We start from the raw sequence: 23,718 nt of genomic DNA, 5'->3' as shown, positions 1-23,718 counted from the left end.
GGAATGAGCCCAGAAATAAGTAGGGGGTGAATTTCAGCTTTGCGAAGCAAAAAATTCTTTCATTGTGTACTGGAATTTGTTAAAATATAAACAGAACGTATGATCGTTTGTTATCTTGGAAAGAGACGAGGTGAAGAGGATGTTCATCAACAAAGCCTATAAGTTTCGTTTATATCCAAATCAAGAACAAGAAGTGCTGATTGCGAAAACAATTGGCTACAGTCGTTTTGTCTTCAATCGTTTCCTTTCTTTGTGGAATGAGACATATCAAGCAACAGGAAAAGGATTATCATATAGTGCTTGCTCTTCTCAACTTACACAACTGAAAAAAGAATTCACTTGGTTACAAGAGGTTGATTCACATTCTCTGCAATCATCCTTGAAACATCTTGCAGACTCCTTTGACCGTTTCTTTAAGAAGCAAAATGAAGCCCCACGTTTTAAAAGTAAGAAAAATAAGGTGCAATCTTACACGACAAATATTGAAAAGAAGAATCAACTTCCTGAAGTAAGTATTACAGGCAATCGCATGAAATTGCCGAAGTTAGGTTGGGTTCGTTTTGCAAATAGTCGTGAGGTGCAAGGGCGTATCCTGAACGCTACGGTCAGACGAACTCCTTCCGGCAAGTACTTTGTATCCTTGTTAGTCGAAACAGAAGTACAGGAACTGTCTAAAACTCATTCCAGTGTTGGAATTGATGTGGGTTTAAAAAACTTTGCCATCCTTTCCAATGGTGAAGTGTTTACCAATCCAAAATGGTTTCGCACATTAGAGGAGAAGTTGGCTCATGCACAGCGCATTCTGTCCAGACGTAAGAAAGGTTCTTCCAATTGGAATAAACAACGTATCAAGGTAGCACGCATTCATGAACGGATTGCTCATGCGAGAAAGGACTACTTGGACAAAATTTCAACGCACATCATCAAAAACCACGATGTCATAGCGATTGAAGATTTACAGGTAGCGAACATGCTCAAAAACGGCAATCTTGCAAAAGCAATTAGTGAAGTATCATGGTCGCAATTTCGCAAGATGCTGGAATACAAAGCAAAGTGGTATGGGAAGCAAGTCATAGCTGTGAATCCACATTGTACGTCACAAACATGCAATGTATGCGGTCATACAGCGAAAGAGAACCGCAAAACACAAGCCTCCTTCAAGTGTGTATCTTGCGGTCATGAAGACAACGCTGACATCAATGCTTCCAAAAATATAAAGGACTTAGCAATCGCAAACTGATTCACCTTGCAGAAGACTTGCTACAAAGTCGTTTGGACTGCCAACCGTCGGAATGACGGGCGTCGGAATGACGGGCGTCGCCTAATTCATTAGGAGCCGAGAGGCTTCTGTACTTAGGAATCCCCCACGTTCAACGAACGTAGTGAGTAACTGGGGGTAATTCAAGACAGAATGTGTCTATAAAAATGCCTTCCAGCTAAGCAATCTGGAGGGTATTCGTGTTCACATAATCAAGTGTATCGGCAGTGTGAATACTATTGTGACTCAAAGGCATACTATTCCCGTTTATATACATTAGGAGGATAGCATGTCTATGAGTGAATCGCTTAGATCTCTACAATCTTTTCTGCTTTCATTTGCCCTGATAATGGGTATAACAACTGGCTTGGCTCAAGCTCAAAAGCCTTTTGAAAAATCTTGGTACGATTTAGGGTATACCTCAATCGAGAAGGCTCTAACAGCGTGTGGGAGACTCTTTCAGCGAGATATTGTCTTGCCAACAAGGGTTCCTCCTATGGTATTTACTCACCAATTCGGTCGTTGCTATCATGACACTGATGAAAATGGTGTTAATAACGAATTTAGTGCAGAATATGTGCACGAGAAGAGGAGTGGCGTGCGTTATAGCATCACAGTCCGTCCTGCCAAGTTTGGAATGAAGCTCATTCAAAAGCGAATTAAACATGTCTATACTTTACAAAATCAAGCAAAGGCTGTCCTGTATCGTATTCGGGATGACGTGCCCCTTTATATCCTTATCCTTGAGAAGGATGGTTGGCAATACCGCCTCATGCTTGATGATGGGGGATTAAATCAAGCCTCGTCAGACATTCTATTAGGGATTGCAAATACAATCCAGTAATGCAAAAAGGGACAAGGGAGAGAGAAGCTCTCTTGTCCTTTTGTTTTTATAATATTCGAAGGCGGTAGTCAATTAAACTAGTTAACATTACTAGAAAAAGCCTCTAAAGGATAAGCTTATCCTTTAGAGGCTTTGGAACTGTTTGTATCAGTTCATAAAACGGACCTTATTGTTCTCTTAACGTAACAGTGAATACAGAGCCTTTTCCAACTTGGCTTGTTGCATCTATTGTTCCGCCATGAAATTCAACAATTTCTTTTACAATTGCAAGTCCTAAACCACTACCGCCGGTTGCTCGTGTACGTGATTTATCAACCCGGTAAAACCGTTCAAAAATATGAGGGAGATCTTCGGGAGGAATGCCTTCTCCCTGATCTTGAATGACAATTTGTACGTTTGATTGATCGCTTTTCACTGTAACAGATATGATGGAGTTTGACTGAGAATGGAAATATGCATTATTCAGTAAGTTTATTATAACTTGTTCAAATCGCTTTCGATCGATAGAGACCATAATATCCTTCGGACAAGATAAAAGAATGCGAATCTGTTTATCTTCGTAGGCAAGTTGTACCTTTGTTACGATTTTCTCCAAAAAGTCATAGAGGTTAGTTTCTTGCTTTTCAATAATGAAATTATGCTTCTCGATTTGTGCGAGTTCAAATAAATCTTGAACTAAGCCTGTGACATGGTCAGCCTCATCCTTGATGATAGTCAAATACGTATTTCGTTCTTCGAAGGAAAGTGTATCCCGCATTGCGATATCCGCGTATCCTCTGACATAGGTTAACGGTGTACGGAGTTCATGAGCCACGCTTGCTAGGAATTCACTTCTCTCTTTTTTTATGTAATCTAAATCGTTTGCTAGCGTCTGAATGGAATGTGCTAGTTCTCCCACTTCATCATTGCTTTTGATATTTAAGGAAACGGACAAATCCCCTTTACTCATCTTTTCTGTCGCTTTCTTCATGCGTATTAATGGCTGCGTAAGACTACGGGATAGGAGGAACATGGTCACAACCATTAATAAAAACGTAATAGCGGCAATGACTAAAAACTGATTTGTTAACCGTTGGATCATTTCTTTAATGGAATCTGTTCCCAAAAACATGTAGACATAACCCTTGATCTCTCCCTGAATTTGAATAGGGCTGACCGTACAAATATAATTTGACGTTTTCCAGTGATTTTCTATGACAGTTCCTCTTTTAGGCATAAGCCCCATTTTCTTAGATAGATGTTCTTCCATCGCTCTGTCCACATTATTTGATTTCGCAAGTATTTTCCCATCCTTTGCTGTAATAACCACTTTCGTTTCAGCTTCCGATTCCATTAATGCTACATGCATAATCGTTTGAGGATCGAAATACTTTTCTAACACATCGCGGTGACTGTTACCTCGGGCAAGAAGGGAAGAGACTTCTTCATCCACTCTGGTATTAACTAGGCTGAAGTACAATAAAGTAAATAATACGATTTCGATGAATGTCACACAAACTAAAAAATAAAACCCTAATTTAATGGAGATATGCTTCATATTTTCACAATCCTTGTGGTTAAATACTATTATTCTTCACTCATCCAACGATAACCAATCCCATATACAGTTTTTAAATGTTGTTCAATTGGAAAGCCAACTTTTCTTAATTTATCACGTAAGTTTCGTATATGAGAATCGACAGTACGATCTTCTGTAGCTGATTCGGTTCCCCAAATGCGCTCTATCAGTTGCTCACGGCTGAATACATATGAATTGTTGTTTAAAAATAGTCCTAGCAGTGAGAATTCAATGGGAGTAAGGATTAATTCCTTTCCATGAAAAGATGCAAGGTGCCTGAGCTCATCCCATAAGAGACCCTTAAACTCCAATTTTAAGTGATTATGCATTCGGCGCAGAATTGCTTCAATTCTTGCTAATAACTCCTCTTCATGAAATGGCTTCGTGATGTAATCATCCGCACCTTGTTTCAATCCCTGAACGATATCTGGCATTTGATTACGTGCTGTAACCATGATAATGGGAACGCTGCTGAATTCACGGATTCTCCTGCATGTTTCCCAACCATCCATTTTCGGCATCATCACATCTAACAGCACTAACCGAAACGATTTTTGCTCAAGCAAGGAAATCGCTTGCTGTCCAGACGTTGCTTTTATACAGTGATAACCTCTTGGTATCAGATATAACGACAATAAGTCCAGCATGCGCGGCTCATCATCGACAAGTAATATTTCAATCATACAAATCCTCCCCTTTAATATGTTCTAAAGAGTAGTGTACTGTAAGAACGTGCAGAAATTATGCAGTTCTATTTTTTTCTAAACATTTTTATCTCCATAATTTCTCGACATTTATGTGGTAACATGTGAAAGGTAAAAGGTACCCCTATCCATATTTTTGTTTTATGTGTAAAAAGGCTCGTTTAAATAAAAATACCAGAATTATATTTTATAAGAAGGACCTATTTAAAGAATATTGTTGATTTGTTTAATGGTACTAGTTCGTTGATATAAAATACTCTATTGAAATAGAACATTGTTTTGAAAGATTTTTTTGAAAATATATTAAAGTTGGTTGGGAAAAAACTCTTAAGAGGTGAAAAATATGAAAAATAAAAAAATAGCCTTGGGAATTATCTCAGTGATCTCAGCACTTACATTAGCTGGATGTGCAAGTGGTAATGAAAGCACATCTCCCAAAGGAGGAACAACTCAAACTGAAGAGAAAACAATGGATCACTCAAATATGGATATGGAGCATTCTAGTTCAGGTGAGGTACCTGAAGGTTTGAAAGTTGCAGAAAACCCAACTTATAAAGTTGGAAGTAAAGCAATTATCAAAGAAGGTCATATGGAAGGCATGAAAGGTGCAGAAGCAACAATCGTGGGTGCTTATGATACCATAGCTTATGCTATATCTTATACTCCTACAAATGGGGGAAAAAAAGTAACCAATCATAAGTGGGTTGTTCAAGAAGAAATCCCAGAATCTGGTCAAAATGAATTGAAGCCTGGAACAGAAGTAACAGTTAATGCAGATCATATGACGGGAATGAAGGATGCAAAGGCAACAATTGATTTTGCTGAAAAGACAACTGTATACATGATTGATTTTACTCCAACTACTGGTGGAGAAAAAGTAACCAATCATAAATGGGTAACAGAAAGCGAGCTATCACCAGCTCAACAGTCAAACGAAGCATCATCATCTGAACATCAAAACCATTAAACCTTTTTAACTTCAAGAGCTTATTCTTATGTAGAAAAGCTCTTTTTGTTATTTAAACTTTTTCTTACTCTTTGTAAAAAGACCTACAACCATTATGTAATTACAACCATACAGTAGCTGATTAAATATTTGGTTTCCATATATAGTATATATCCCTTATAAATAACAAAATATAAAATACAAATATAAATAACAAAGAATAAAATACAAAACTAAAGGGGTAAAAGATGCATGCAGGATTTTATTTCGAATTTAGACTTAGGAGCTAAGGGATTGTGGTTTCCAGTTACTGTGAGTATTATATTTGCTATAGCAGTCATTATAATTCCCAAAAAAAATATTTCTTGGCGGGAAATCTATATTACATTTAGTGTTGTGGGGTTTGTTACCTGGTTTTGTGATGGTCTAGTTGCTAGGGAATTTGACCTTGTGGACTTAGGAAACCCTAATAAAGCTGGACTTGGAGATACTATTTGTTATACCTTCGTACCATCCTCACTTGCAATATTATATTTAAATTACTTATCAAAAAACAATAAATGGAAATTGACAATCATCTTCACTGTAGTATCACTTCTAATAGAACTTGGAATGGTTTATGTTGGTTATATGAAATATAAAGGATGGAATTCGTTAATATCAATTATTGTTTTTCTTATCGTCTTCGGTCTTTTATTACCAATTCATATTAGAGTTATTAGAAATGAGTTTGCAGGTTTAAAAACCTCCTTGCGCTAAAAAGAGGACAAACTATGTTTTTTGGGAAATTTGAGGTGTCAGGAAATCCTGACACCTCAAAAACCCCAATAAACCCAGCCATATGAAGGTTTTAACACACTTTTAACCGAATCTTTCTTATTATCACTATCTTTAAAGGCTGTCTGTTGACATAAGATTCGTTAGAGGAAGTTATCAATGGTTCATATATGATAAGACAAGTTTTCCAACCCATATAAAAACAAGAATCCAGCTGGAAATGATAATCACACCCGTCACCCAATTTTTAGGTTTGCTTGTTGTCTGTCTTTCCTCTACTTTCTTTTTACAATCCTCCAAGACTTCTTTAGGAATGAGTTTTAATGCCAGAGAAACACCCAACGGGACAAGAATTACATCGTCCAGGTACCCCAAAATTGGAATGAAATCTGGAATTAAATCAATAGGACTAAAAGCATACGCAACAACAAGCATTGTAAATAATTTGGCATACCAAGGAACCCTTTCATCTCGATATGCCAAATAGAGTACAAGGAGTTGTTTTTTTAAGTTTTTAGCCCATGTTTTCAATTTTTGTATGATGGACAGATTTTTTTCTGTTTTCATCGGTTTATCTTGGTTCAAATCACTTGTCCCTCATTTCAATTTCTTTCTTGTCATTCCATATTATCAGAGAAGATATACAAAAACATTATGTATATTCTATACATGTCAGGTTCACATAATGGACTATTATCAGAAGTGGCGGAAAAACGAGGTGCACCAAGAGCTCAAATTGCACTTGCTTGGGTGTTGCAAAAAGACCCTATTACTTCTCCTATCATTGGGTCTACGAAAGCATCTCACCTTGAAGATTCAGCAGCTTCCCTTTCAATTCGGTTATCGCCTGAAGCAATTGCATTATGGAAGAGCCGTATGTACCGCTTGGTTTAGATTAATATGGTTTTGTGTGGGCTGTATATTTGCAGCCCACTCTCAATTAAATGGGGCAATTGCTCGTGTAGCTATTGATTTATTCTTTAAAGAAGCCGATTTTAACTATGGAAATCGGCTTCTTTATTCTAAAATGATTGCAGCGTATTATTTTAAAGCGTTTATTAATTCATCTTTTAAATTTCCCAAAAGCTCTTTTACACCACTATCAATGAGATTTCCCTTCTCATCAAACTTTTCACGGGCATTTCCCACCTGGATAATAGGTCTATTGATCAACTTCATATTTAAAGCATACATAACATCCCGTAAATGACTTAGAGACACCCCAACCTGAACGGAAGCAGCACCCATAACGGCAACTGGTTTGCCTGTTAATGGTCTTTGTAAAGAACTACGTGATAACCATTCTAGAGCATTTTTCAGTACAGCTGTATAGGACAAATTGTATTCGGGTGTACTAACTATTAAAGCATCAGCAGACTCCACTAATTCTTTAAGCTTCAATACTGTTTCTGGCAAGTTCTGTTCTCTCTCTTCACTAAAAAACGGGAGTTCTGAAATATCAGCTTCTGTGAATTTAATTTTATCTGGCAGCTGCTGTTCAAATGCTCGTAATAGGCCACGATTAAACGATTCTTTACGTAAACTGCCGCATATTCCCACGATATGTAATTCTGATTTTAAGTTTTCCATATATAACCCTCCATTAAACTAAACTGCTATTTAACCGATTAAGAGCTAAAGAAAACTAGCCGACTGGCGATCCCTGCCCTTGGGCGAAGACAGAGGCGTAGTTGCACTTATAGTGTATTCCTAAAATTCTCCACTACGTCGAATGAACTTGCAGCTGGGAATTTATACTTTCTTACAGAGTAAGAAAAATGGACTGCTCAAACAGTCCATCTTTGTTCAATTCCTGCGCCCAATTGTTGAAGATCTTAACTACTTTTTCTTGTTGAACTAACAGCACCATTTACTTCAATATCAAAGCCTATTAAAGACTTTCAAGCGTCGGAGTAATTCAGGTATAAATGTCGTTTCTTTTGCATGATGTCTTAAGACATTTCGTTAAAGAACACTACATCCTCAATAGGAAGACGTGTAGTCGGATGTCCTGGTTTCGCTGCTTTTCCGATAGCAATAAGCATAACCGGCACATACTGTTCAGAGATTCCGAACGCTTCAATGAACTTTGCTTGATCGTACCCTCCCATTGGAACGGTGTCGTAACCTTTAGATCGGGCAACAAGCATGAGCTGCATCGAGATAAGACCCCCATCCGTATATACGATTTGGCGAGCCTTTTCAGCCGGCAAGCTTGAGTACATTCCAACCGTACGCTCGATGAATGATTTAGCGGTATCCGCCGGCATAAAGCCTGCTTCAACTGCCTGCCCATAAATTTTTTCAGCCTTCTTGTAGCTTTCCACGTCGCCAAGCACAGCAATAACAGCAGAAGCCTCAACTACCTGTTGTTGATTATATGCAATTGGTAGAAGCTTTTGCTTTAACTCCGGCTTATCGATGACTAGAAAACGCCATGGTTGCAGGTTTGAAGATGAAGGAGCCAATGTTGCTAGCTTTAATATTTCGGTCATTTCTTCACGTGAAATGTGCACGGCTGGATCATATGTACGAACAGAACGACGTTCCGTAATAACATCCAAGAACAATTGTTGCTCGAGCGTATGAATATTTTGTGAGTTTGTCATAATAATTCCCCCTAGTAATGATCGGTTACTTCATCCCTACTACGAACATTTTTAGGAAATTTCTTACGTAGAAAGGGTTCGTTACATTAGCATGAAAAATGTGATAAAAGATCGTTTTACCACTCATGTTCGTGGCTTACAAAGTTAACTTACACAAATTGAAACGAATTGTCCAATACAAAGGTTTCTTAATCATTAACCTGATAATATCCTTGTCTTTTATTACATCTTATTGAATGAACCTGCTTACATTACTTTAAGTAGTAACCTCCTTCCTCAATAAAATAAAAGAGATTTTTCATAGGAGAAATCTATACAATCCTCTCTAACAAAATGCCCAATTCTTTTGCCATAACATGAGTCGGAGAAGGCATTCCATCCTTTAACCACGATTCCAATACCCCTACGTAAGCATTTGCGGCGAATTTAACAATAATATCTTCATTTAGACCGCAATTTTTTCCTTTTGTTATGTCCGCTTCATCCTTGAACGCTTCGATAAGAAACTCAAGGAACTTACTGCGAAAAGAAGGAGCTCCTTTACTCGCTAACATGGTGGAGAAGAATAAATAATTACTCTCAAAGTATTCGAAAAAAATCTGGGTTGCATCTACCCATTCCTTTTCACATGCCCATTCCCTTGTTTCCCTAAGCTTGTTTATATGTTCTTCCATCAGCTTATCCAGCAGGTCATATTTATCCATGTAGTGATGATAAATAGTTCTTCGGCCAACATTTGCTCTGTCGGAAATATCCTGTAGTGTAATTTGATCAAAGTTTTTTTCAAGCATTAGCTCAATAAGAGCGTTTTTTATCGCTTCTTGCGATTTGAGTACTCTTCTATCCTCTGTAGCCATTGTGAACATCACCAAGCTTTCTAAAAAATAATGACACAAATTTCATTAATTTGTGCCTTAAGGCACAAATCATGGTTATTTGGTCATTGTAGATATTCTATTTCTGTTTTAAATTATACACAGATGCGCGATATCGCATCAATATGTAAATTTTCTACGGACATCAATTTAACTGCCTTCAGCATAATAGAAGAGTAAATTGAATTCAAACAGGGGGCTTATTTATGGATCGCGTTGAAAAGAGCAAAGAAAAATACAAACAGCTATTTGGCGATGGAGTATCAGCCGCATACGCTACCGACCCTGATTTTCAGGACATCCTGAGCCGCTTCATTTTTGGGGAAGTTTTTTATCAAGGTAATCTGGATGACAAACAACGTGAGCTTATCACTTTGGTAGTGCTTGCCACAAACCAGACGTTGCCCCAGCTCAAGGCACATGTTAGTGCTGCTCTGAATGTTGGGCTGACACCTGTAGAAATTAAAGAGGCAGTTTACCAGTGTGCTCCATACATTGGATTTCCCAAAACGCTGAGTGCCATCGCAGAGATAAATGAGGTTTTCAAATCCAAGAATATTGCTTTACCGGTTGAAAGCCAAAAACAGGTTGAAGAAGAAAATCGTTTTGATAAGGGACTTGCAGTGCAGGTAGAGATATTTGGTGATGTCATTGCAAAAATGCACGAAAGTGCTCCGGCAAACCTAAAACACATACAGGATTACCTTTCCTCTTTTTGTTTTGGAGACTTCTATACCCGTGGTGGACTGGATTTAAAAACACGGGAGTTGTTGACACTCTGCATCATAAGTGCGTTGGGTGGTGCTGAAGGCCAAGTAAAGGCACATGTACAAGGAAACTTAAATGTGGGCAATGACAAGGAAACATTGATTACCGTGATCACTCATTGTCTTCCCTATATGGGCTTTCCAAGAACACTAAACGCATTAAATTGCGTAAACGAAGTTATTCCTGATAATAAAGGAGTTGTTTATGGAAATTTATAGAGGGGTGAAAAGAAATAAATATGAAAAACACCTGGAAAATATACATGCTGGCCTTGATTACCTTCATGGTGAGTACATCGGAGTACGTTATTGCAGGTATTTTGGATAAAGTTGCTGCCTCGAATAATATTTCGGTATCGGTGGCAGGGCAATTAATCACCGTATTTGCTCTTGCCAATGCATTCGGATCGCCACTTGTCGTGATGGCGACGACAAAAATGAATCAGCGAAAGTTATTAATGCTTTCGCTTGTTTTAATGGTACTCGGTAGCCTTATGACAATCACCCTTCCTGGCTTCGGTTTTCTAATCGTCTCGCGCATTGTACTTGCTCTAGGAAGTGGCGTTTTTGCCATTGCTGCCAAGACTGCAGCAGCCAAATTAGCTCCCCCAGAAAAACAAGCAGGGGCTATCGGCACAGTTATACTTGGGTTTAGTGCTGCCATCATCATCGGCGTACCACTTGGCCGTGTTATAGCTACCGATTACGATTGGAAGATAATCTTCGTGGGCATCGGTGTTCTTAGTCTACTAGCAATCTTCGTTATCATGCGTACGATTCCTGCCACAAATAACAAGGAGGTAGTCCCTCTAAGCAAGCAACTCTCTTTTTTAAAGAACCCAAAAATCTTAATGGGTCTTGGTGTAACGTTCTTTTGGCAGTTAGGATATGGGGTAATGTATTCCTATATTGCCCCCTTTCTGCTAACCGTAACAGCAATGAGTGAACGAGAAGTGAGCGGCGCTTTGTTTGCCTTCGGTATCGCTACCTTAATAGGTTCCAAGTTTGGTGGATTCATGACGGATCGGATTGGTAACCCCAGAACTCTTGTCGGCGGTTTGGTTGTCCACGTTATAGCTTTAGTGTTGCTATCTACTATCGCTAATTCAACCTTTGTCGTCATTCCGCTGCTTATGCTATGGTCTTTCTCGGCATGGTCGTCTGGCCCAGGTCTCCAGTATAACCTGGTCTGGCTTGCTCCAGAAGCTTCAGGAATCATGCTTAGCCTATATGGCTCCTTCATACAGTTGGGCATAGCTGCGGCTGCTGGAATTGGAGGTATTGCAGTGAAAAGTACATCAATTCTTGCAATCAGCTGGATCGGGGCTACATCAGTCGCAATTGCTGCCATTATTGCTGCGATTTCATTTAGCATTAATAAAAAAGTGGCAAAGTATAAGAATGTCGTTTAAAAACGGATTATATTGATTTTTATTTTGTTCATGACTTTGATCATAATACGCCAATGGAAGAAACCCTTCGTGCACTTGACGACTTGCAACGGCAAGGAAAGATTCTCTACCCTGCTGTGAGTAACTGGGCGGCATGGCAAATAACTAAAGCATTAGGCATTTCTGCAAAAGAACAACTTGCCCGCTTTGAATTAATCCAACCGATGTATAATCTAGTTAAACGTCAAGCCGAGGTGGAAATTTTGCCGATGGCTGCTTCCGAACAAATTGGGGTAATTACTTACAGTCCTCTAGGAGCTGGACTTCTTACAGGTAAATATGGAGTCAACAAACGTCCTGAACATGGCAGGATTGTAGATGAGGCCCGCTATGGTGACCGTTACGGTGCCGATGAAGATTTTGTTACGGCTGAACAGTTCACCAAATATGCACAAAAACATGATGTAAAACCTGCAACTTTAGCAGTTGCTTGGGTAATGGCTAATCCCGCTGTTACTGCCCCTATCATTGGTGCACGTAATTTAAACCAGTTGGAAGATTCGTTAGCAGCTGCCGATTTTAAATTGACACCTGAAATGTATAGTGAAATTTCACGTTTGTCAAGAACACCAGCTCCAGCAACTGACCGAGGAGAAGTATTAACTGGTAAATGGTCGTAGGACTAACAAACTGAGTTCCTTGTTCTATTAATATCGTGGGAGAACTAGAGGGTGTACAAACTGCACCCTTCTCTTTTTATCTCCCTTTCACTAATCTGATCCATTAGTTTAAGTGTAATACTTTACATTCAAATAAAATATTTTCATCATCTTCAAGTTAATCTTCCACAACCTGCCTCCTTTAATGGAATAATATGATTGGCGTTTTTAAAGGAATGTATTATTTTTTAGCCAACTTTATTGTCACTTAACATCCATTTGAATGCAATTTATCTCTTAAAGTCACATACGAAGCTAAGAATGAAATTCATGTGTTCAGAAAATAATGACTTTCTGAACACATATGTCGGTAATAATCCTTGAACGGAGAGTTTAAGGAGAGAAGATCATGTCTTATTCGTTATCCAACAAACGAGCCATATTCCTGAATAGACATCCAAACATAACTGGATATTTATGTTAATATTGGTATGAGATTGTAAAGAAATACTTAAACAATAATCCTTAAAAGCTACCTTAATATAAAGGTCGTGTCTAATATCATTAATTCAAGACTAGGAGAGGACAATGTTAGCTAACTTAAATGACTACTTAAAAGATTTAATGATGTATATTCCTGAAGGAGAAATCCGCCTACGAGATTTTCGAAACGAGCAAAAATGGATGAGTTCAAACTATAAATTTGGAATGCCGGGTATGAGAAAAAATTTAAAGGCAGTTAGTTGGAATGTTGAGATTAAGCCATTTTATCTTGCCAAATATACGGTGACAGAAGAACTTTATGCCATTATTATGGAGAAGAAATTTTTAACAACAACTGAGGCTCGAAAACCAGTTGTTAATGTTTCATGGATAGATGCAGTGAATTTTTGTAATTTACTATCTGATGCGCTCGGTTATGACAAGTTTTATGATTTTGATAATGAAAGTAAATTAGTTATTTGCAATTATACTACTACTAATGGTTTTCGTTTACCGACAGATGCTGAATGGCAATACGCATGTAAGGCAAAATCAACAGGATATCGGTATGGTGAAATTGATGAAATCGCTTGGTATAAAGATAATTCTAACGAACGAGTACACGAAGTTGGTGAGAAAAAGCCTAATGATTGGGGCTTTTATGACATGATCGGAAATGTTTGGGAATGGTGCTGGGACTTATACGATGAAGCGACATTTGGTAACTACAGAATAATTCGCGGAGGAAGTTGGGCAGAAGAAGAACGTGGATGTGGAGCTACTTGTCGTCGAAAGAGTATGCCTGATTTTTATATCGATGATATCGGCTTTAGAATTGCTAGATCAATCGTTTAATAATTTGAAATTCTGAATTGATATATTATTAGGAATATAAGGAAGTTTACATGGTTCATGGAATCCAAAAGACGGTGTGAGAGGATAATTTCGTTTAAAGTATCTGAGTACTTTTCTGCAATATCTTACGTAGGCTCTTAATAATGTTTAACGATCTTCCATTAAAGAACGCTGCTCTTTAAGAACACGTCCTTTTTTGAAAAGATAAAGAGTACTGAACTAATAACTGGAATAATAGAATAATTACAATTGGAGATAGATGCTATTACCAAAAAGGGAGGGAACGCTTTGAATATTTCTTTATGGAATGATGTAGATATTTATTTTAGCAGCAAACTTCAAAAGTCAGATCCAATTATGAATTCAATTCTGAAAGCAAATGCAGAAGCAGGATTACCAGCTATTGATGTGTCACCTAATCAGGGAAAGTTACTTTACTTGCTTGCCAAGCTTAAAGGAGCAAAGAATATCCTTGAAATTGGTACTCTTGGCGGCTATAGCAGTGTTTGGCTCGCACGTGCATTACCAGAGGATGGACATCTCGTAACACTTGAATTTAGTGAAAAACATGCAAAAGTGGCAAATGAGAATATAAAAAACGCAGGATTAGAGAATCAAATTGAAATCATGGTAGGTCCAGCGCTTGGAACTCTTCCAATCCTAAAAAAGAGACTCTTAAGCTTCGATCTCATTTTTATTGATGCAGATAAACCAAACAACCCAGAATATTTGAAATGGGCGCTAGAACTATCAAAACCTGGAACAGTTATCATTACAGATAACGTAGTACGTAATGGAAAAGTAATTGAAGATGACCCTGAAGACTCAAATGTGCAAGGGATTCATCAATTTATTAACTTGTTATCAGAGGAGTCACGCATTGATTCAACAGCCATTCAAACTGTAGGTGTAAAAGGCTATGATGGGTTTGCTCTGGGGGTTGTAAAATAGCTGAACCAACTAATAAAAGCTCAAGGGTTCTTCTATAATCGAGCACGTTTGTGGAAAAAATATATTAAAAAGCCCAATTTCTCAATTTAATGCTGAGAAATTGGGCTTTTTTCATTACTTCAGAAAAGCGCTCTATTCTTAAATAAAAAACAAGCGTTGTCTTATCATAAGACGCACTTCTTATTTAGGAATGGCACCTGTTATACGATACGATTTATGAAACAACCGCTTTTAAGAAACCAACAGGACTAAATTAATTCCTGCAGATGAGTTTTCGCATCATACGGAATAATTTCTTCTCCTTTTTCCACTCGATGAAGAAAGTTTGGATTGGAAAGTAATGGACGTCCAAAAGCGGCAATATCAATCGTTCCTTCTGTTATTGCTTGTTCGGCTATTTCAGCATCTAAATCTCCGACTCCGACAATAACTCCATCCCAATATTTACGGACGAGCTGATGCATTGTTTTTCCATCGGCAATTGTTTTAGTAAATTCCATAGTTGACGGATGAATCATTGTCATACCAACCTCTTTGAAAGCTTCAATAAAAGTTTGAATCGCTTCCTCCGGATCTTCCCACATGTAATTCGGCTGGTCGATTTTTAGTGCTGAAAATCGAATGAGTGTACGATTAGCTCCCACTGCATCAATAACTTCCTTTAAGACTTCTTTCATAAATGTTAGTCTGCCTGCAAGATCTCCTCCGTATCTATCTGTACGGTGATTGGAAACATCTGAATTGAATTGATCAATTAAATATCCGTGGGCACCATGCACTTCAACCCCGTCAAAACCTGCTTCAATTGCATTTCTTGCAGCTTGTGCATATTGGCCGATGACTTCTTTAATATCGTCGATACTCATTTCTTCAGGTATATCAAAAGGTTTTCCAAATCTTGATACTTTTCCTTCCGCTCGTATAGCTGATGGTGCCTGTGGTGGTAGATTGTCAGCAATCTCATGATGACTTGCTCTTCCAACATGCCAAATTTGTGCGATGATCGTTCCACCTTCTTGGTGCACTGCTTCAGTTACCTTCTTCCAGGCATTAATTTGATTTTGAGTATACAGCCCCGGAACACCAGGGTTACCTTTTGCGCGAGGACTAATGACAATACCTTCAGTAATAATTAGACCAATTCCATCCGCTGCACGTCGACGGTAATATTCCACGACATCTTCACCAACAACTCCTGTTTGAACATCAGCAAAGCAGCGTGTCATCGGTGCCATGGCTGTTCTTGTACGCAACTTCCACGCACCTATGGTTACAGGTTCAAAAAGCTTATTGATCGTTGTATGTGCCATTATGATCTCCTCCTGATTGTTTCTTATTTATCTTCATCAGCTAACTTTAAGTAATAGCTATGTTACATAGGATAACGATATTTAGAAAAAATTACAAATTATATACTCACTCAAAAAAGCTGATGCTTATTTAAAAAATATTTATTGTAAGATTTTTGCATTTACTGTTATGTATGTTGCATCCATTCTTCAGGAGTCATTCCTGAGACGGCCTCTTCTTAGAAAAAGGGTCGTAAGTCACCATATGAACTTACGACCCTTGAAACTCCCCCTATTCTAACCTAAACCAATTTTCTCCAAGTATCCTCGCGTTCTTTTTAATATCGGAAAAGGTTTATCAATCGGTGCTGGATACATATCTTGTTCCACAATGACCCAACCGTTAAAATCCACTTCCTTTAGTACTTCTGAAAATTGGACCATGTCAATAACTCCTAATTCAGGCTCCACCATAATATCTTCACTAACGGCTTTTGCAAATGACCAGTTTTCCTGAAGCATCTTTTCCCGAACCTTCATGTCACAGTTTTTAAGATGCAGATACGAGATACGTTTGTAATGTTTTCGCATAAATGCAACTGGGTCACCACCCACATAAGCATGATGACCTATATCAAAACAAAGATTAATATCGGTATCTTCTAGAAGCCGCTCCATTTGAGTCTCTGTTTCAACATGAGTTTGAGCGTGAGGATGAAAAACAACTTCTAAATCATAGTTTACTTTCGCATAGTCCCTTATCCTAATAATATTTTTAACGAAATTTTCCCATTCAGCATCATTTAAATATTGTGGTCTTATTAATTTGCCAGTTACTAAATCTGTGTAGCAAGCATCAATTAATACAATATACTTCGCACTTTCGAATTGAACTTGTACGGATGCCAGTTGATCAAGCAATGAAATCATTGCATTAGTGGTACTATCAGAAGTAAGATCATCCATTAAGGTAGTAGCAACAAGCTCTAGATTTCTTTGTTGTAGTTCGTCCTTTAATCTATTATATTCTTTAGGAAAATATCCCCACGGTCCTAATTCAATACCTGAATATCCTGCTTCAGCCATCTCATCCATACATTTTTCCCAAGATATCTGTTTATCACTTTCAGGAAACCATACTCCCCATGAAGTAGGTGCTGTACCTATTTTAACGTGCAAGGTGAATTCCCCTTTCCTGTTAATTGACACCAATCATTTTTTCATCAGCTGTATCTACTTGAACCCACTGCTTTTGTTCAGCAGATTTTAAAATTGCTCCAATCGTACGATCAATTTTCCATCCGAAATTGAAATCGCAATGGTAAGCTGTACCACAGGTAATGCTAGATAATAACTCATGCACCTCTAAAATTTTCATATCATTAAAGCCAATTGCAATACCAGATTGTGGTTGAAAAGCACTATAACCCTTATGATCCGTACCTAATAAAACCCTTCTAAACCCTCTGTCCTCACTTTTATCAGATGTAAAATACACATGCACTTCATTTAGATTTTCTAAGGAATAATAAACGGAACCTTCCGTACCTTGAATTTCATACGACAGATAATTTTTTCTTCCAGTTGCTATTCGACTTGAACCGAGTGTACCAACTGCCCCATTTTCATATTCAGCAAGAACAACTATTAAATCTTCATTTTCTACCGTAGCTAATTCATTAGAATGTGAATCTTTTGGTCTCTTTTCAATAATAGTTTTTGATATTGCGTTAACGCTTTTTATATCGCCAAGAATGAATTGTGAAATACTAAGTAGATGAGAACCGAGGTCGCCTAGAGCTCCACTCCCTGATAATTTGTTTATATGTCTCCATGTAATTGGAAGAGTAGGATCTAGCAGTGCATCTTGATCATACGTTCCAGAAAACCTCGTGATTTCACCTAATTTTCCTGAACTGACCAGTTCCTTTATATAAGCACTAGCAGGATTCATTACATTGTTGAAACCAACATAATTAACAACACCTTCTTGCTTTGCTAATTCAGAAAGTTCCTTAGATTGCTCGGCTGAAAGACTGAGCGGTTTCTCACAATAAACATGCTTACCGTTCAACAAAGCCGCCTTCGCAACCTCATAATGAAAGGCATTTGGTGTGGCAATATCGACAACATCCACGTGTTTATCAATAACAACATCTTCCCAGCATTCTGCCCACCGCTTATAGCCCAATTGCTTTTGTGCTACTTTTGCAGCGTCTATATTAACATCCGATACTACTTCAAAAACTGGCTTCCCGTATTCAGAGCCAAACATCATTAATGCATTCATAAATGCACTTGTATGTGCCTTACCCATCCATCCAGCACCAACTAAACCGATTCTTACTTCTCTCATTCCAGACACTCCCTTTTTACTATTTTTCATATACAATGCCGTATAATACCGACAACCAGACAACGGTTATTTACTTAATGTTTGACGAAAATCAATTACTTCTCCTGTTTTAGCGCTTTCATATACCGCTTCAACTAAGCGGGTTGTCAAGTAACCGTCTTCTGCCGTTACTGGTGGTTGTGTACTGTTAAGAATGGCATCAATATAGAGGCGGTTCTCTTCTACATAGCCCCACTTATGATCAACCCCTACTTGAAAAAACTCACTAACCTGAGCAGGCTGATGTAAACCGGGTGAGTACATCACTCTATCAAACTCATGAGTAGTAATCGTTGAATATTTTCCGTATACTTCCATACTTTCAAAAGGAAAACTCCAACCAGCATGCGCATACGTTACAAAATTGGCAATTATACCTGATTCATAAGTAAGCATAATTGCAAAGGTATCCATTTCAGTTTCAGAAATATTTTGTCTTCCTTCACATTTAACAGTTTGAACTTCTCCAAATAGATATCTGCTGAGGTCCAGGAGATGAATTGGAGTTTCATTTAGAAAACCACCTGTTACCTGTGGGTTAGCCGTCCAAGATGGGTTTAACAATTCCCCCCGGTTCAGTTTAATGTTAGCCAAAAATGGAGTAAATTCACCTGAAACCATTACATCTTTCACCTTTTTAAAAACATACGCATATCTTTGATTCATACCAAGGTTGTATACACCTTTTGATTTAGATGCTGCCTCCTTAATTTTTGCTGCATCTATCGAAGAGGTAGCCATTGGCTTTTCGGAGAATACATTCACATTATTCTCAAGGCATTTTAATACAGACTCTACATGCAAGGTATTTGGCAATGTTACATAAACCGCTTCAACCCCAAGCTCAAATAATTCCTCTAATGTTTTAACAGGCTTGGCATTCCCTGCCTCATTGGCTAGAGAAGCACTTCTACCTTCATCAATATCAGCTACGCCAATAATCTCCACCCTTGGATCCCTTTTCAGAATAGAAGTATGCAATTTAGCAATACCGCCAGCGCCCAAAATTCCAACTTTTATATCAGCCAACATGATCGCTCCTTATTCTAAATCTTTTAAAAACCAATAAATTATTATAGTCAATTAATAAGTTTATATAGTGTGAAACTTAAACTATTTTAGACTGTCACTATCTCATACAGTAGCATGCACAAGAGAAACTTCTCTATTAGATTGAAAGGAATCTCTTGCTGACTGTGCAATTTCCAAGGAACGTAACCCATCCAATTCATTACATGACGGTTTCACACCTCTAATTAAGCAACCAACAAAGTGCTCCATCTCCAATACAAAAGCATCCTTAAATCTACTTTGATATTCCGGGATGATATCATGTGTACTACCTTTAGCAGTTAATACCTGGATATCATGGTGCTTTAAGGAGCGAATCTGAATCACACCTTCCGTACCAATAACTTCCCCTCTAATATCATAGCCGTATCCTGCATTACGACTGCTTTCAATATCTCCTGCAGCTCCTGATTCAAACGTTAAATACGTCATTGCTTGGTCAAGATCATTAAATTCCGCTAAATAGGGGTTCATTAATATGCCGCCCATAGCCCTGACAGAATTTACTTCCGAACCAATTAGGTATCTAGCAATATCGTAATCATGAATGGTAAAGTCTGAGAAAATACTTCCACTATTTCTAATATAGGATGCCGGTGGAGAATCAGGGTCTCTACTTACACCTTTGAAGTATAATGGTTTTCCAATATCCCCAGCCTCAATCCTTCTTTTTGCTTCTGCATATGCTGGATCAAATCTTCTCATAAAACCAACCTGACAAAAAACACCGTTTTTTCTAATAGTCTGAACAATGTCATGAGCTTCCTCAATCGTTTGAGTAATTGGCTTCTCTACAAATATATGTTTTTTACCTCGGGCAGCAGCCTTGATTAATTGAGAGTGCGTATTATTAGGTGTAGTAATGATGACGGCATCGATATCTGGATCATTAAATACTTCATCAGGATTTATTGTCCAATCGCTAATCCCCAGTTTCCTAGCTGCTTTTTCTGCAGTCTCTAGTCTAGAAGAAACGACTTTGGTAATTTCTACTGAGTCAATTTTTTGATGCAAATTTTCAGCATGCAAATAACCTAAATGCCCTACTCCAATGGCTGCACAACGAATTTTATTCTTCATTTCCTACCACTCCTTTAAAATAAGAATATTCCCCTGTTACCTATTGAAAGCGCTAACAAAAGAATCTAGGATAATAGACACTTTATGATTACCGGAATCTCTCACAGTCAAAATAGATTCATTTAGAAAATATCATCTCCTTTTCCTAAACTGCTTTGTTGGTAATTAAATAGTAACATTTAACAAATCATACAAACACTTCAAATTGTGTGCTTTTTTTATACTTTTGTGACTGATATTGTGTTATAATATTACAAAAAGGAAGTTAAAAAGTTGCATGGAACAAAAATTTTGGATACCAACTCTCATTAATTCTATCCGCGTTATTGACTTTCAGTACATCAAAGTACCGAAAGGCTGGTCATACGATTCCCATCGTCATGTTATGTTTGAATTTGTTTATGTTATATCAGGAGGTATGGAAGAATTAGTGAATCAATCTCCCTATACCTTACGTAGTGAAGACGCGATTCTTATCAAACCTGGTATATACCATCATACGCCCCCAATTATGGAAGACACTGACTTACTTATCTTTCATTTTGAGGTAGAAGACAAAAGAATTCATGAACTCCTCCAAATGATACACTATCCTGTTATTCATACAAAAAACAACTTAGCCCCTGAAATAGATATTGCAAACTTTATCAAAGAATTCATTCACAAATATGGAGACTTTCTTAAAAAGACAGAAGAACAGGAAACAATCAAAAATCCGGATTCGATGTACTCAGCTATCATTTTGCTGGAGATACAGTCATGCATTCTACATCTCATTAGTCTTATTTCAAACTACTTTTATCATAAAATAGACAGAATGGAATCTACATCTATTCACCCTTCCCATATAAATCTAGCCCATGAAGCAGCTTACCTAATCGAAACACAAGCTAAAGATAATTTACAAATTAATGAATTAGCCAATACATTAAATGTAGACCGCTCCTACTTGAGCAGATGTTTCAAAAATGTTTATGGCATGCCGCCTCATGTTTACCTGACAAATGTTCGAATTCGAAAGGCAAAAAACCTGTTAGTAGATACGCAATGGAGTATTGAAAAAATCGCTCGTGAGCTTGATTTCTCATCTTCTGCACACTTCAGTAAAACTTTTCTTAAGGCTGTTGGACAGACTCCATTAAAGTTCCGGAACCGCTCAAAGCAGCAAGATTCCTAAAATTTCTCACTACGTTGAATTGGCCTTCAGCTAGAAATTTATACTTTCTTAAAGTGCAAAAGCAGGCTGTAGAGAAGGTTGTCTCCACAGCCTGAAAAAGCATATCTTGTATTTACCGAGTACTAGGAAATATTCAGTTTGTTCTTCCAACGATTTAACAAACGGTTAAATTGAAATGTTTTCCTACAACTGAAGCTGTCTTTTCCTTTGCAGTCTTAATAAACTCTTCTACATCCCATTCGGAGTATTCTTCTCGAAACAGCTCAACAGATACAGTATCATCGTATCCAATTTCCTTTAATGCAAGGAGAATTTCATCTAAATTGATTGCACCATCTCCTGGAAATAAGCGATGACGACTCTGTTCTAAATAGCCACGTGGAAAATGATCTGCATCATCAATATGAATAACGAATATTTTTTTGGCATCTATTTTCCTAAGGTCTTCAATATTAGAGCCTAATGAATGGAAATGGAAAAAATCTAACACCATTCCGACACTTTCCCGGTTCAATTCTTCTAAAATCTCAGTACACTGATGGAACGTATTTACACAGCAGTCCGGATGACCGACAAATTCATAGGCCAGCCTCATATTTGCTTGCTCTGCTTGATCCGCTAGATTGTTTAATACTCGAATGGACTCTTTCTTAATTTCCTCAATTGTGTAATCACCTACATTGAACGATGGAACAACAACGATTGTGTCACAGTCAATCTTATTCCCTACCTCACATAAAAAGGCTAGCTCCTCTTTAATTGTGCTATAGCTTTGATCATCACAAAATGTTACGAATTCAAGCGAATTTAATGAATATGGCTTTAAATGATGAGTTTTAAAATAAGTTGCAAGCTCGTTAATTGAATGTCTTGTCAAATAATCTTTTAGTTTATCCAAACGTAATTCAATTGCATCAAAACCATATTTTTCACAAAGCTCTAGATCCTTTTCCAATGTAGATTGCTTAAGCGTCTGATTAAATGCTATTTTCATATGTTTAACCACCTTTTACTACATAATTTTTCTAAAACTGAATTAATAAATTTCGACCGATCAATCGCTATTTCCACCTAGTTTTTCTGGATACATTATCAGTCCGGATATACGATTATTTTAATCGCCTCTCCCTTTCTCATTGTATCAATTCCATCATTTATTTTACTTAAAGAAATTTTATGAGTTATAAGGCTTTCTAAATTCAATAAGCTTGATTCAAGAATTTTAACCACTTTTGGAAAATCGTAGCTTTGGATATATGTTCCTTTAATAGTGATTTCATTTCTTACAAGATCGTATTGTTTAATTTGTGGATTAGCATGTTCATTCATTCCAACTAAAAGAATCTGCCCCCCATGACGAACTAGAGACATACATTGGTCAAGTAATGTGCCAACACAGTCCACGACAACATCTGCACCAACCTTGGTTATTTCTTTGACAGCTTTTACGAGATCTTCGTTCTTTGGATTAACAATATGAGTAGCTCCAGAATTTTTCGAATAGTTGAGACGGTAGTCTGAAAAATCAACACAGATGATTTTTGCTGCACCCGCAGCTTTTAATACCTGTGTAAACAACTGCCCCATTGGACCCGCCCCCACAATAACAACACTATCACCAGGCTGAACATTTACCCTTTCACTGCCATGAATCACACATGATAAAGGTTCCGCTAACACAGCTATTTCAGGTGCTACTTCGTTTGAAATTTTAAACACATTTTTTGAAGGAACAACACTATATGGGGCCCAACCGCCATCAAGAAAAATTCCAAGAGCAGAACTATGTTCACACATGTTCGGTTTACCGATTTCACAAAAGTAACAAGAGCCGCAAGTAGTAGTAGGATCAATAATTACCCGATTGCCAACACTTACATTTTTTACATTTTTTCCGATCTCAACTACTTCTCCCATATATTCATGCCCTTGAATAATACCAGCTGCAGCTGGATGACCTGGCGGATCTGATAAAATATGGACATCCGTTCCACAAATACTAGCTGCTAGTACCTTAACTTTTACATCT

24 protein-coding genes are annotated in these 23,718 nt (G+C 37.7%); 11 read left to right on the top strand and 13 right to left on the bottom strand.

The genetic code is table 11. The features are described from left to right. Positions 1–139: 139 nt before the first annotated feature. Entirely contained in the window at positions 140–1,240 is a 1,101-nt protein-coding gene (gene tnpB / locus AAHB12_RS14745; RefSeq protein ID WP_342045784.1) for an IS200/IS605 family element RNA-guided endonuclease TnpB, read from the top strand. Positions 1,241–1,553: 313 nt separating this feature from the next. Continuing rightward, positions 1,554–2,102, top strand: a complete 549-nt coding sequence (locus AAHB12_RS14740) for a hypothetical protein (protein WP_342045783.1) — start codon at positions 1,554–1,556, stop codon at positions 2,100–2,102. Positions 2,103–2,268: 166 nt separating this feature from the next. Here the strand turns inward: AAHB12_RS14740 and AAHB12_RS14735 are convergent, their stop codons facing one another. Further along, complete coding sequence (locus AAHB12_RS14735; protein WP_342045782.1) at positions 2,269–3,639, bottom strand: sensor histidine kinase; 1,371 nt, start codon at positions 3,637–3,639, stop codon at positions 2,269–2,271. 29 nt (positions 3,640–3,668) lie between these two features. Next, positions 3,669–4,343 (bottom strand): response regulator transcription factor, encoded by a 675-nt coding sequence (locus tag AAHB12_RS14730; protein ID WP_342045781.1) that lies wholly within the window; start codon positions 4,341–4,343, stop codon positions 3,669–3,671. A 364-nt stretch (positions 4,344–4,707) separates the two neighbouring features. Here AAHB12_RS14730 and AAHB12_RS14725 point away from each other — a divergent pair, with 364 nt between their 5' ends. Both AAHB12_RS14725 and AAHB12_RS14720 read left to right on the top strand, forming a co-directional pair. Beyond that, positions 4,708–5,331, top strand: coding sequence for a YdhK family protein (locus tag AAHB12_RS14725; protein WP_342045780.1), 624 nt, complete (start codon positions 4,708–4,710; stop codon positions 5,329–5,331). 231 nt (positions 5,332–5,562) lie between these two features. Continuing rightward, on the top strand, positions 5,563–6,069 hold the full coding sequence (locus tag AAHB12_RS14720) for a hypothetical protein (RefSeq protein WP_342045779.1): 507 nt from the start codon (positions 5,563–5,565) through the stop codon (positions 6,067–6,069). 174 nt (positions 6,070–6,243) lie between these two features. Here AAHB12_RS14720 and AAHB12_RS14715 read toward each other — a convergent pair whose 3' ends face one another. Next, positions 6,244–6,672: a YkvA family protein gene (locus tag AAHB12_RS14715; RefSeq protein ID WP_342045778.1), complete on the bottom strand. Its 429-nt coding sequence runs from the start codon at positions 6,670–6,672 to the stop codon at positions 6,244–6,246. A gap of 69 nt (positions 6,673–6,741) precedes the next feature. Between AAHB12_RS14715 and AAHB12_RS14710 the strand changes: the two genes are divergently transcribed. Further along, positions 6,742–6,981 carry an aldo/keto reductase gene (locus AAHB12_RS14710; RefSeq protein WP_446715562.1) on the top strand — a complete coding sequence of 80 codons (240 nt, stop codon included), beginning with the start codon at positions 6,742–6,744 and terminating at the stop codon, positions 6,979–6,981. A gap of 147 nt (positions 6,982–7,128) precedes the next feature. On the opposite strand, the gene AAHB12_RS14705 is transcribed toward AAHB12_RS14710, so the two are convergent. The 3 genes from AAHB12_RS14705 to AAHB12_RS14695 form a co-directional block, all read right to left on the bottom strand. Beyond that, the gene (locus tag AAHB12_RS14705) at positions 7,129–7,677 is read right to left on the bottom strand and encodes an NADPH-dependent FMN reductase (RefSeq protein WP_342045777.1); all 549 of its coding nucleotides are present in this window, start codon (positions 7,675–7,677) and stop codon (positions 7,129–7,131) included. 362 nt (positions 7,678–8,039) lie between these two features. Next, positions 8,040–8,696 carry a nitroreductase family protein gene (locus AAHB12_RS14700; RefSeq protein WP_342045776.1) on the bottom strand — a complete coding sequence of 219 codons (657 nt, stop codon included), beginning with the start codon at positions 8,694–8,696 and terminating at the stop codon, positions 8,040–8,042. 311 nt (positions 8,697–9,007) lie between these two features. Beyond that, positions 9,008–9,553, bottom strand: a complete 546-nt coding sequence (locus AAHB12_RS14695; protein WP_342045775.1) for a TetR/AcrR family transcriptional regulator — start codon at positions 9,551–9,553, stop codon at positions 9,008–9,010. A gap of 224 nt (positions 9,554–9,777) precedes the next feature. Here AAHB12_RS14695 and AAHB12_RS14690 point away from each other — a divergent pair, with 224 nt between their 5' ends. The 5 genes from AAHB12_RS14690 (at position 9,778) to AAHB12_RS14670 (ending at position 14,677) form a co-directional block, all read left to right on the top strand. Continuing rightward, a complete protein-coding gene (locus AAHB12_RS14690; RefSeq protein WP_342045774.1) occupies positions 9,778–10,557 on the top strand; it encodes a carboxymuconolactone decarboxylase family protein in 780 nt (259 codons plus the stop codon). A 20-nt stretch (positions 10,558–10,577) separates the two neighbouring features. After that, positions 10,578–11,750, top strand: a complete 1,173-nt coding sequence (locus AAHB12_RS14685; protein WP_342045773.1) for an MFS transporter — start codon at positions 10,578–10,580, stop codon at positions 11,748–11,750. Positions 11,751–11,803: 53 nt separating this feature from the next. Continuing rightward, the gene (locus AAHB12_RS14680; protein WP_342045772.1) at positions 11,804–12,409 is read left to right on the top strand and encodes an aldo/keto reductase; all 606 of its coding nucleotides are present in this window, start codon (positions 11,804–11,806) and stop codon (positions 12,407–12,409) included. Between the two features lie 567 nt (positions 12,410–12,976). Next, complete coding sequence (locus AAHB12_RS14675) at positions 12,977–13,726, top strand: formylglycine-generating enzyme family protein (protein WP_342045771.1); 750 nt, start codon at positions 12,977–12,979, stop codon at positions 13,724–13,726. Between the two features lie 288 nt (positions 13,727–14,014). After that, positions 14,015–14,677: an O-methyltransferase gene (locus AAHB12_RS14670; protein WP_342045770.1), complete on the top strand. Its 663-nt coding sequence runs from the start codon at positions 14,015–14,017 to the stop codon at positions 14,675–14,677. 248 nt (positions 14,678–14,925) lie between these two features. On the opposite strand, the gene AAHB12_RS14665 is transcribed toward AAHB12_RS14670, so the two are convergent. The 5 genes from AAHB12_RS14665 to AAHB12_RS14645 form a co-directional block, all read right to left on the bottom strand. Then, positions 14,926–15,987: an alkene reductase gene (locus AAHB12_RS14665; protein ID WP_446715561.1), complete on the bottom strand. Its 1,062-nt coding sequence runs from the start codon at positions 15,985–15,987 to the stop codon at positions 14,926–14,928. Between the two features lie 276 nt (positions 15,988–16,263). Next, the gene (locus AAHB12_RS14660; RefSeq protein WP_342045769.1) at positions 16,264–17,145 is read right to left on the bottom strand and encodes a sugar phosphate isomerase/epimerase family protein; all 882 of its coding nucleotides are present in this window, start codon (positions 17,143–17,145) and stop codon (positions 16,264–16,266) included. Positions 17,146–17,164: 19 nt separating this feature from the next. Beyond that, positions 17,165–18,322, bottom strand: coding sequence for a Gfo/Idh/MocA family protein (locus tag AAHB12_RS14655; protein WP_342045768.1), 1,158 nt, complete (start codon positions 18,320–18,322; stop codon positions 17,165–17,167). Between the two features lie 66 nt (positions 18,323–18,388). Further along, positions 18,389–19,393: a Gfo/Idh/MocA family protein gene (locus AAHB12_RS14650; protein ID WP_342045767.1), complete on the bottom strand. Its 1,005-nt coding sequence runs from the start codon at positions 19,391–19,393 to the stop codon at positions 18,389–18,391. A 102-nt stretch (positions 19,394–19,495) separates the two neighbouring features. Continuing rightward, positions 19,496–20,512: a Gfo/Idh/MocA family oxidoreductase gene (locus AAHB12_RS14645; RefSeq protein ID WP_342045766.1), complete on the bottom strand. Its 1,017-nt coding sequence runs from the start codon at positions 20,510–20,512 to the stop codon at positions 19,496–19,498. Positions 20,513–20,789: 277 nt separating this feature from the next. On the opposite strand from AAHB12_RS14645, the gene AAHB12_RS14640 reads away from it, so the two are divergent. Beyond that, positions 20,790–21,689, top strand: coding sequence for an AraC family transcriptional regulator (locus AAHB12_RS14640; RefSeq protein ID WP_342045765.1), 900 nt, complete (start codon positions 20,790–20,792; stop codon positions 21,687–21,689). Between the two features lie 154 nt (positions 21,690–21,843). On the opposite strand, the gene AAHB12_RS14635 is transcribed toward AAHB12_RS14640, so the two are convergent. Together AAHB12_RS14635 and AAHB12_RS14630 are read right to left on the bottom strand one after the other, a co-directional pair. After that, entirely contained in the window at positions 21,844–22,683 is an 840-nt protein-coding gene (locus AAHB12_RS14635) for a sugar phosphate isomerase/epimerase family protein (protein ID WP_342045764.1), read from the bottom strand. Between the two features lie 98 nt (positions 22,684–22,781). Beyond that, positions 22,782–23,718 (bottom strand): zinc-dependent alcohol dehydrogenase (locus AAHB12_RS14630; RefSeq protein WP_342045763.1); only part of this gene is annotated, 937 nt, incomplete at its 5' end.

The organism is Bacillus sp. OTU530, assembly GCF_038440375.1.
This window is presented reverse-complemented; position numbering and strand designations above follow the sequence as displayed.

Bases quoted from the DNA above. Each gene is read 5' to 3' on its own strand.
- tnpB (WP_342045784.1), top strand. From the start codon at position 140: ATGTTCATCAACAAAGCCTATAAGTTTCGTTTATATCCAAATCAAGAA.
- AAHB12_RS14740 (WP_342045783.1), top strand. From the start codon at position 1,554: ATGAGTGAATCGCTTAGATCTCTACAATCTTTTCTGCTTTCATTTGCC.
- AAHB12_RS14735 (WP_342045782.1), bottom strand. From the start codon at position 3,639: ATGAAGCATATCTCCATTAAATTAGGGTTTTATTTTTTAGTTTGTGTG.
- AAHB12_RS14730 (WP_342045781.1), bottom strand. From the start codon at position 4,343: ATGATTGAAATATTACTTGTCGATGATGAGCCGCGCATGCTGGACTTA.
- AAHB12_RS14725 (WP_342045780.1), top strand. From the start codon at position 4,708: ATGAAAAATAAAAAAATAGCCTTGGGAATTATCTCAGTGATCTCAGCA.
- AAHB12_RS14720 (WP_342045779.1), top strand. From the start codon at position 5,563: ATGCAGGATTTTATTTCGAATTTAGACTTAGGAGCTAAGGGATTGTGG.
- AAHB12_RS14710 (WP_446715562.1), top strand. From the start codon at position 6,742: ATGTATATTCTATACATGTCAGGTTCACATAATGGACTATTATCAGAA.
- AAHB12_RS14705 (WP_342045777.1), bottom strand. From the start codon at position 7,677: ATGGAAAACTTAAAATCAGAATTACATATCGTGGGAATATGCGGCAGT.
- AAHB12_RS14700 (WP_342045776.1), bottom strand. From the start codon at position 8,696: ATGACAAACTCACAAAATATTCATACGCTCGAGCAACAATTGTTCTTG.
- AAHB12_RS14695 (WP_342045775.1), bottom strand. From the start codon at position 9,553: ATGGCTACAGAGGATAGAAGAGTACTCAAATCGCAAGAAGCGATAAAA.
- AAHB12_RS14690 (WP_342045774.1), top strand. From the start codon at position 9,778: ATGGATCGCGTTGAAAAGAGCAAAGAAAAATACAAACAGCTATTTGGC.
- AAHB12_RS14685 (WP_342045773.1), top strand. From the start codon at position 10,578: ATGAAAAACACCTGGAAAATATACATGCTGGCCTTGATTACCTTCATG.
- AAHB12_RS14680 (WP_342045772.1), top strand. From the start codon at position 11,804: ATGGAAGAAACCCTTCGTGCACTTGACGACTTGCAACGGCAAGGAAAG.
- AAHB12_RS14675 (WP_342045771.1), top strand. From the start codon at position 12,977: ATGTTAGCTAACTTAAATGACTACTTAAAAGATTTAATGATGTATATT.
- AAHB12_RS14665 (WP_446715561.1), bottom strand. From the start codon at position 15,987: ATGGCACATACAACGATCAATAAGCTTTTTGAACCTGTAACCATAGGT.
- AAHB12_RS14655 (WP_342045768.1), bottom strand. From the start codon at position 18,322: ATGAGAGAAGTAAGAATCGGTTTAGTTGGTGCTGGATGGATGGGTAAG.
- AAHB12_RS14650 (WP_342045767.1), bottom strand. From the start codon at position 19,393: ATGTTGGCTGATATAAAAGTTGGAATTTTGGGCGCTGGCGGTATTGCT.
- AAHB12_RS14645 (WP_342045766.1), bottom strand. From the start codon at position 20,512: ATGAAGAATAAAATTCGTTGTGCAGCCATTGGAGTAGGGCATTTAGGT.
- AAHB12_RS14640 (WP_342045765.1), top strand. From the start codon at position 20,790: ATGGAACAAAAATTTTGGATACCAACTCTCATTAATTCTATCCGCGTT.
- AAHB12_RS14635 (WP_342045764.1), bottom strand. From the start codon at position 22,683: ATGAAAATAGCATTTAATCAGACGCTTAAGCAATCTACATTGGAAAAG.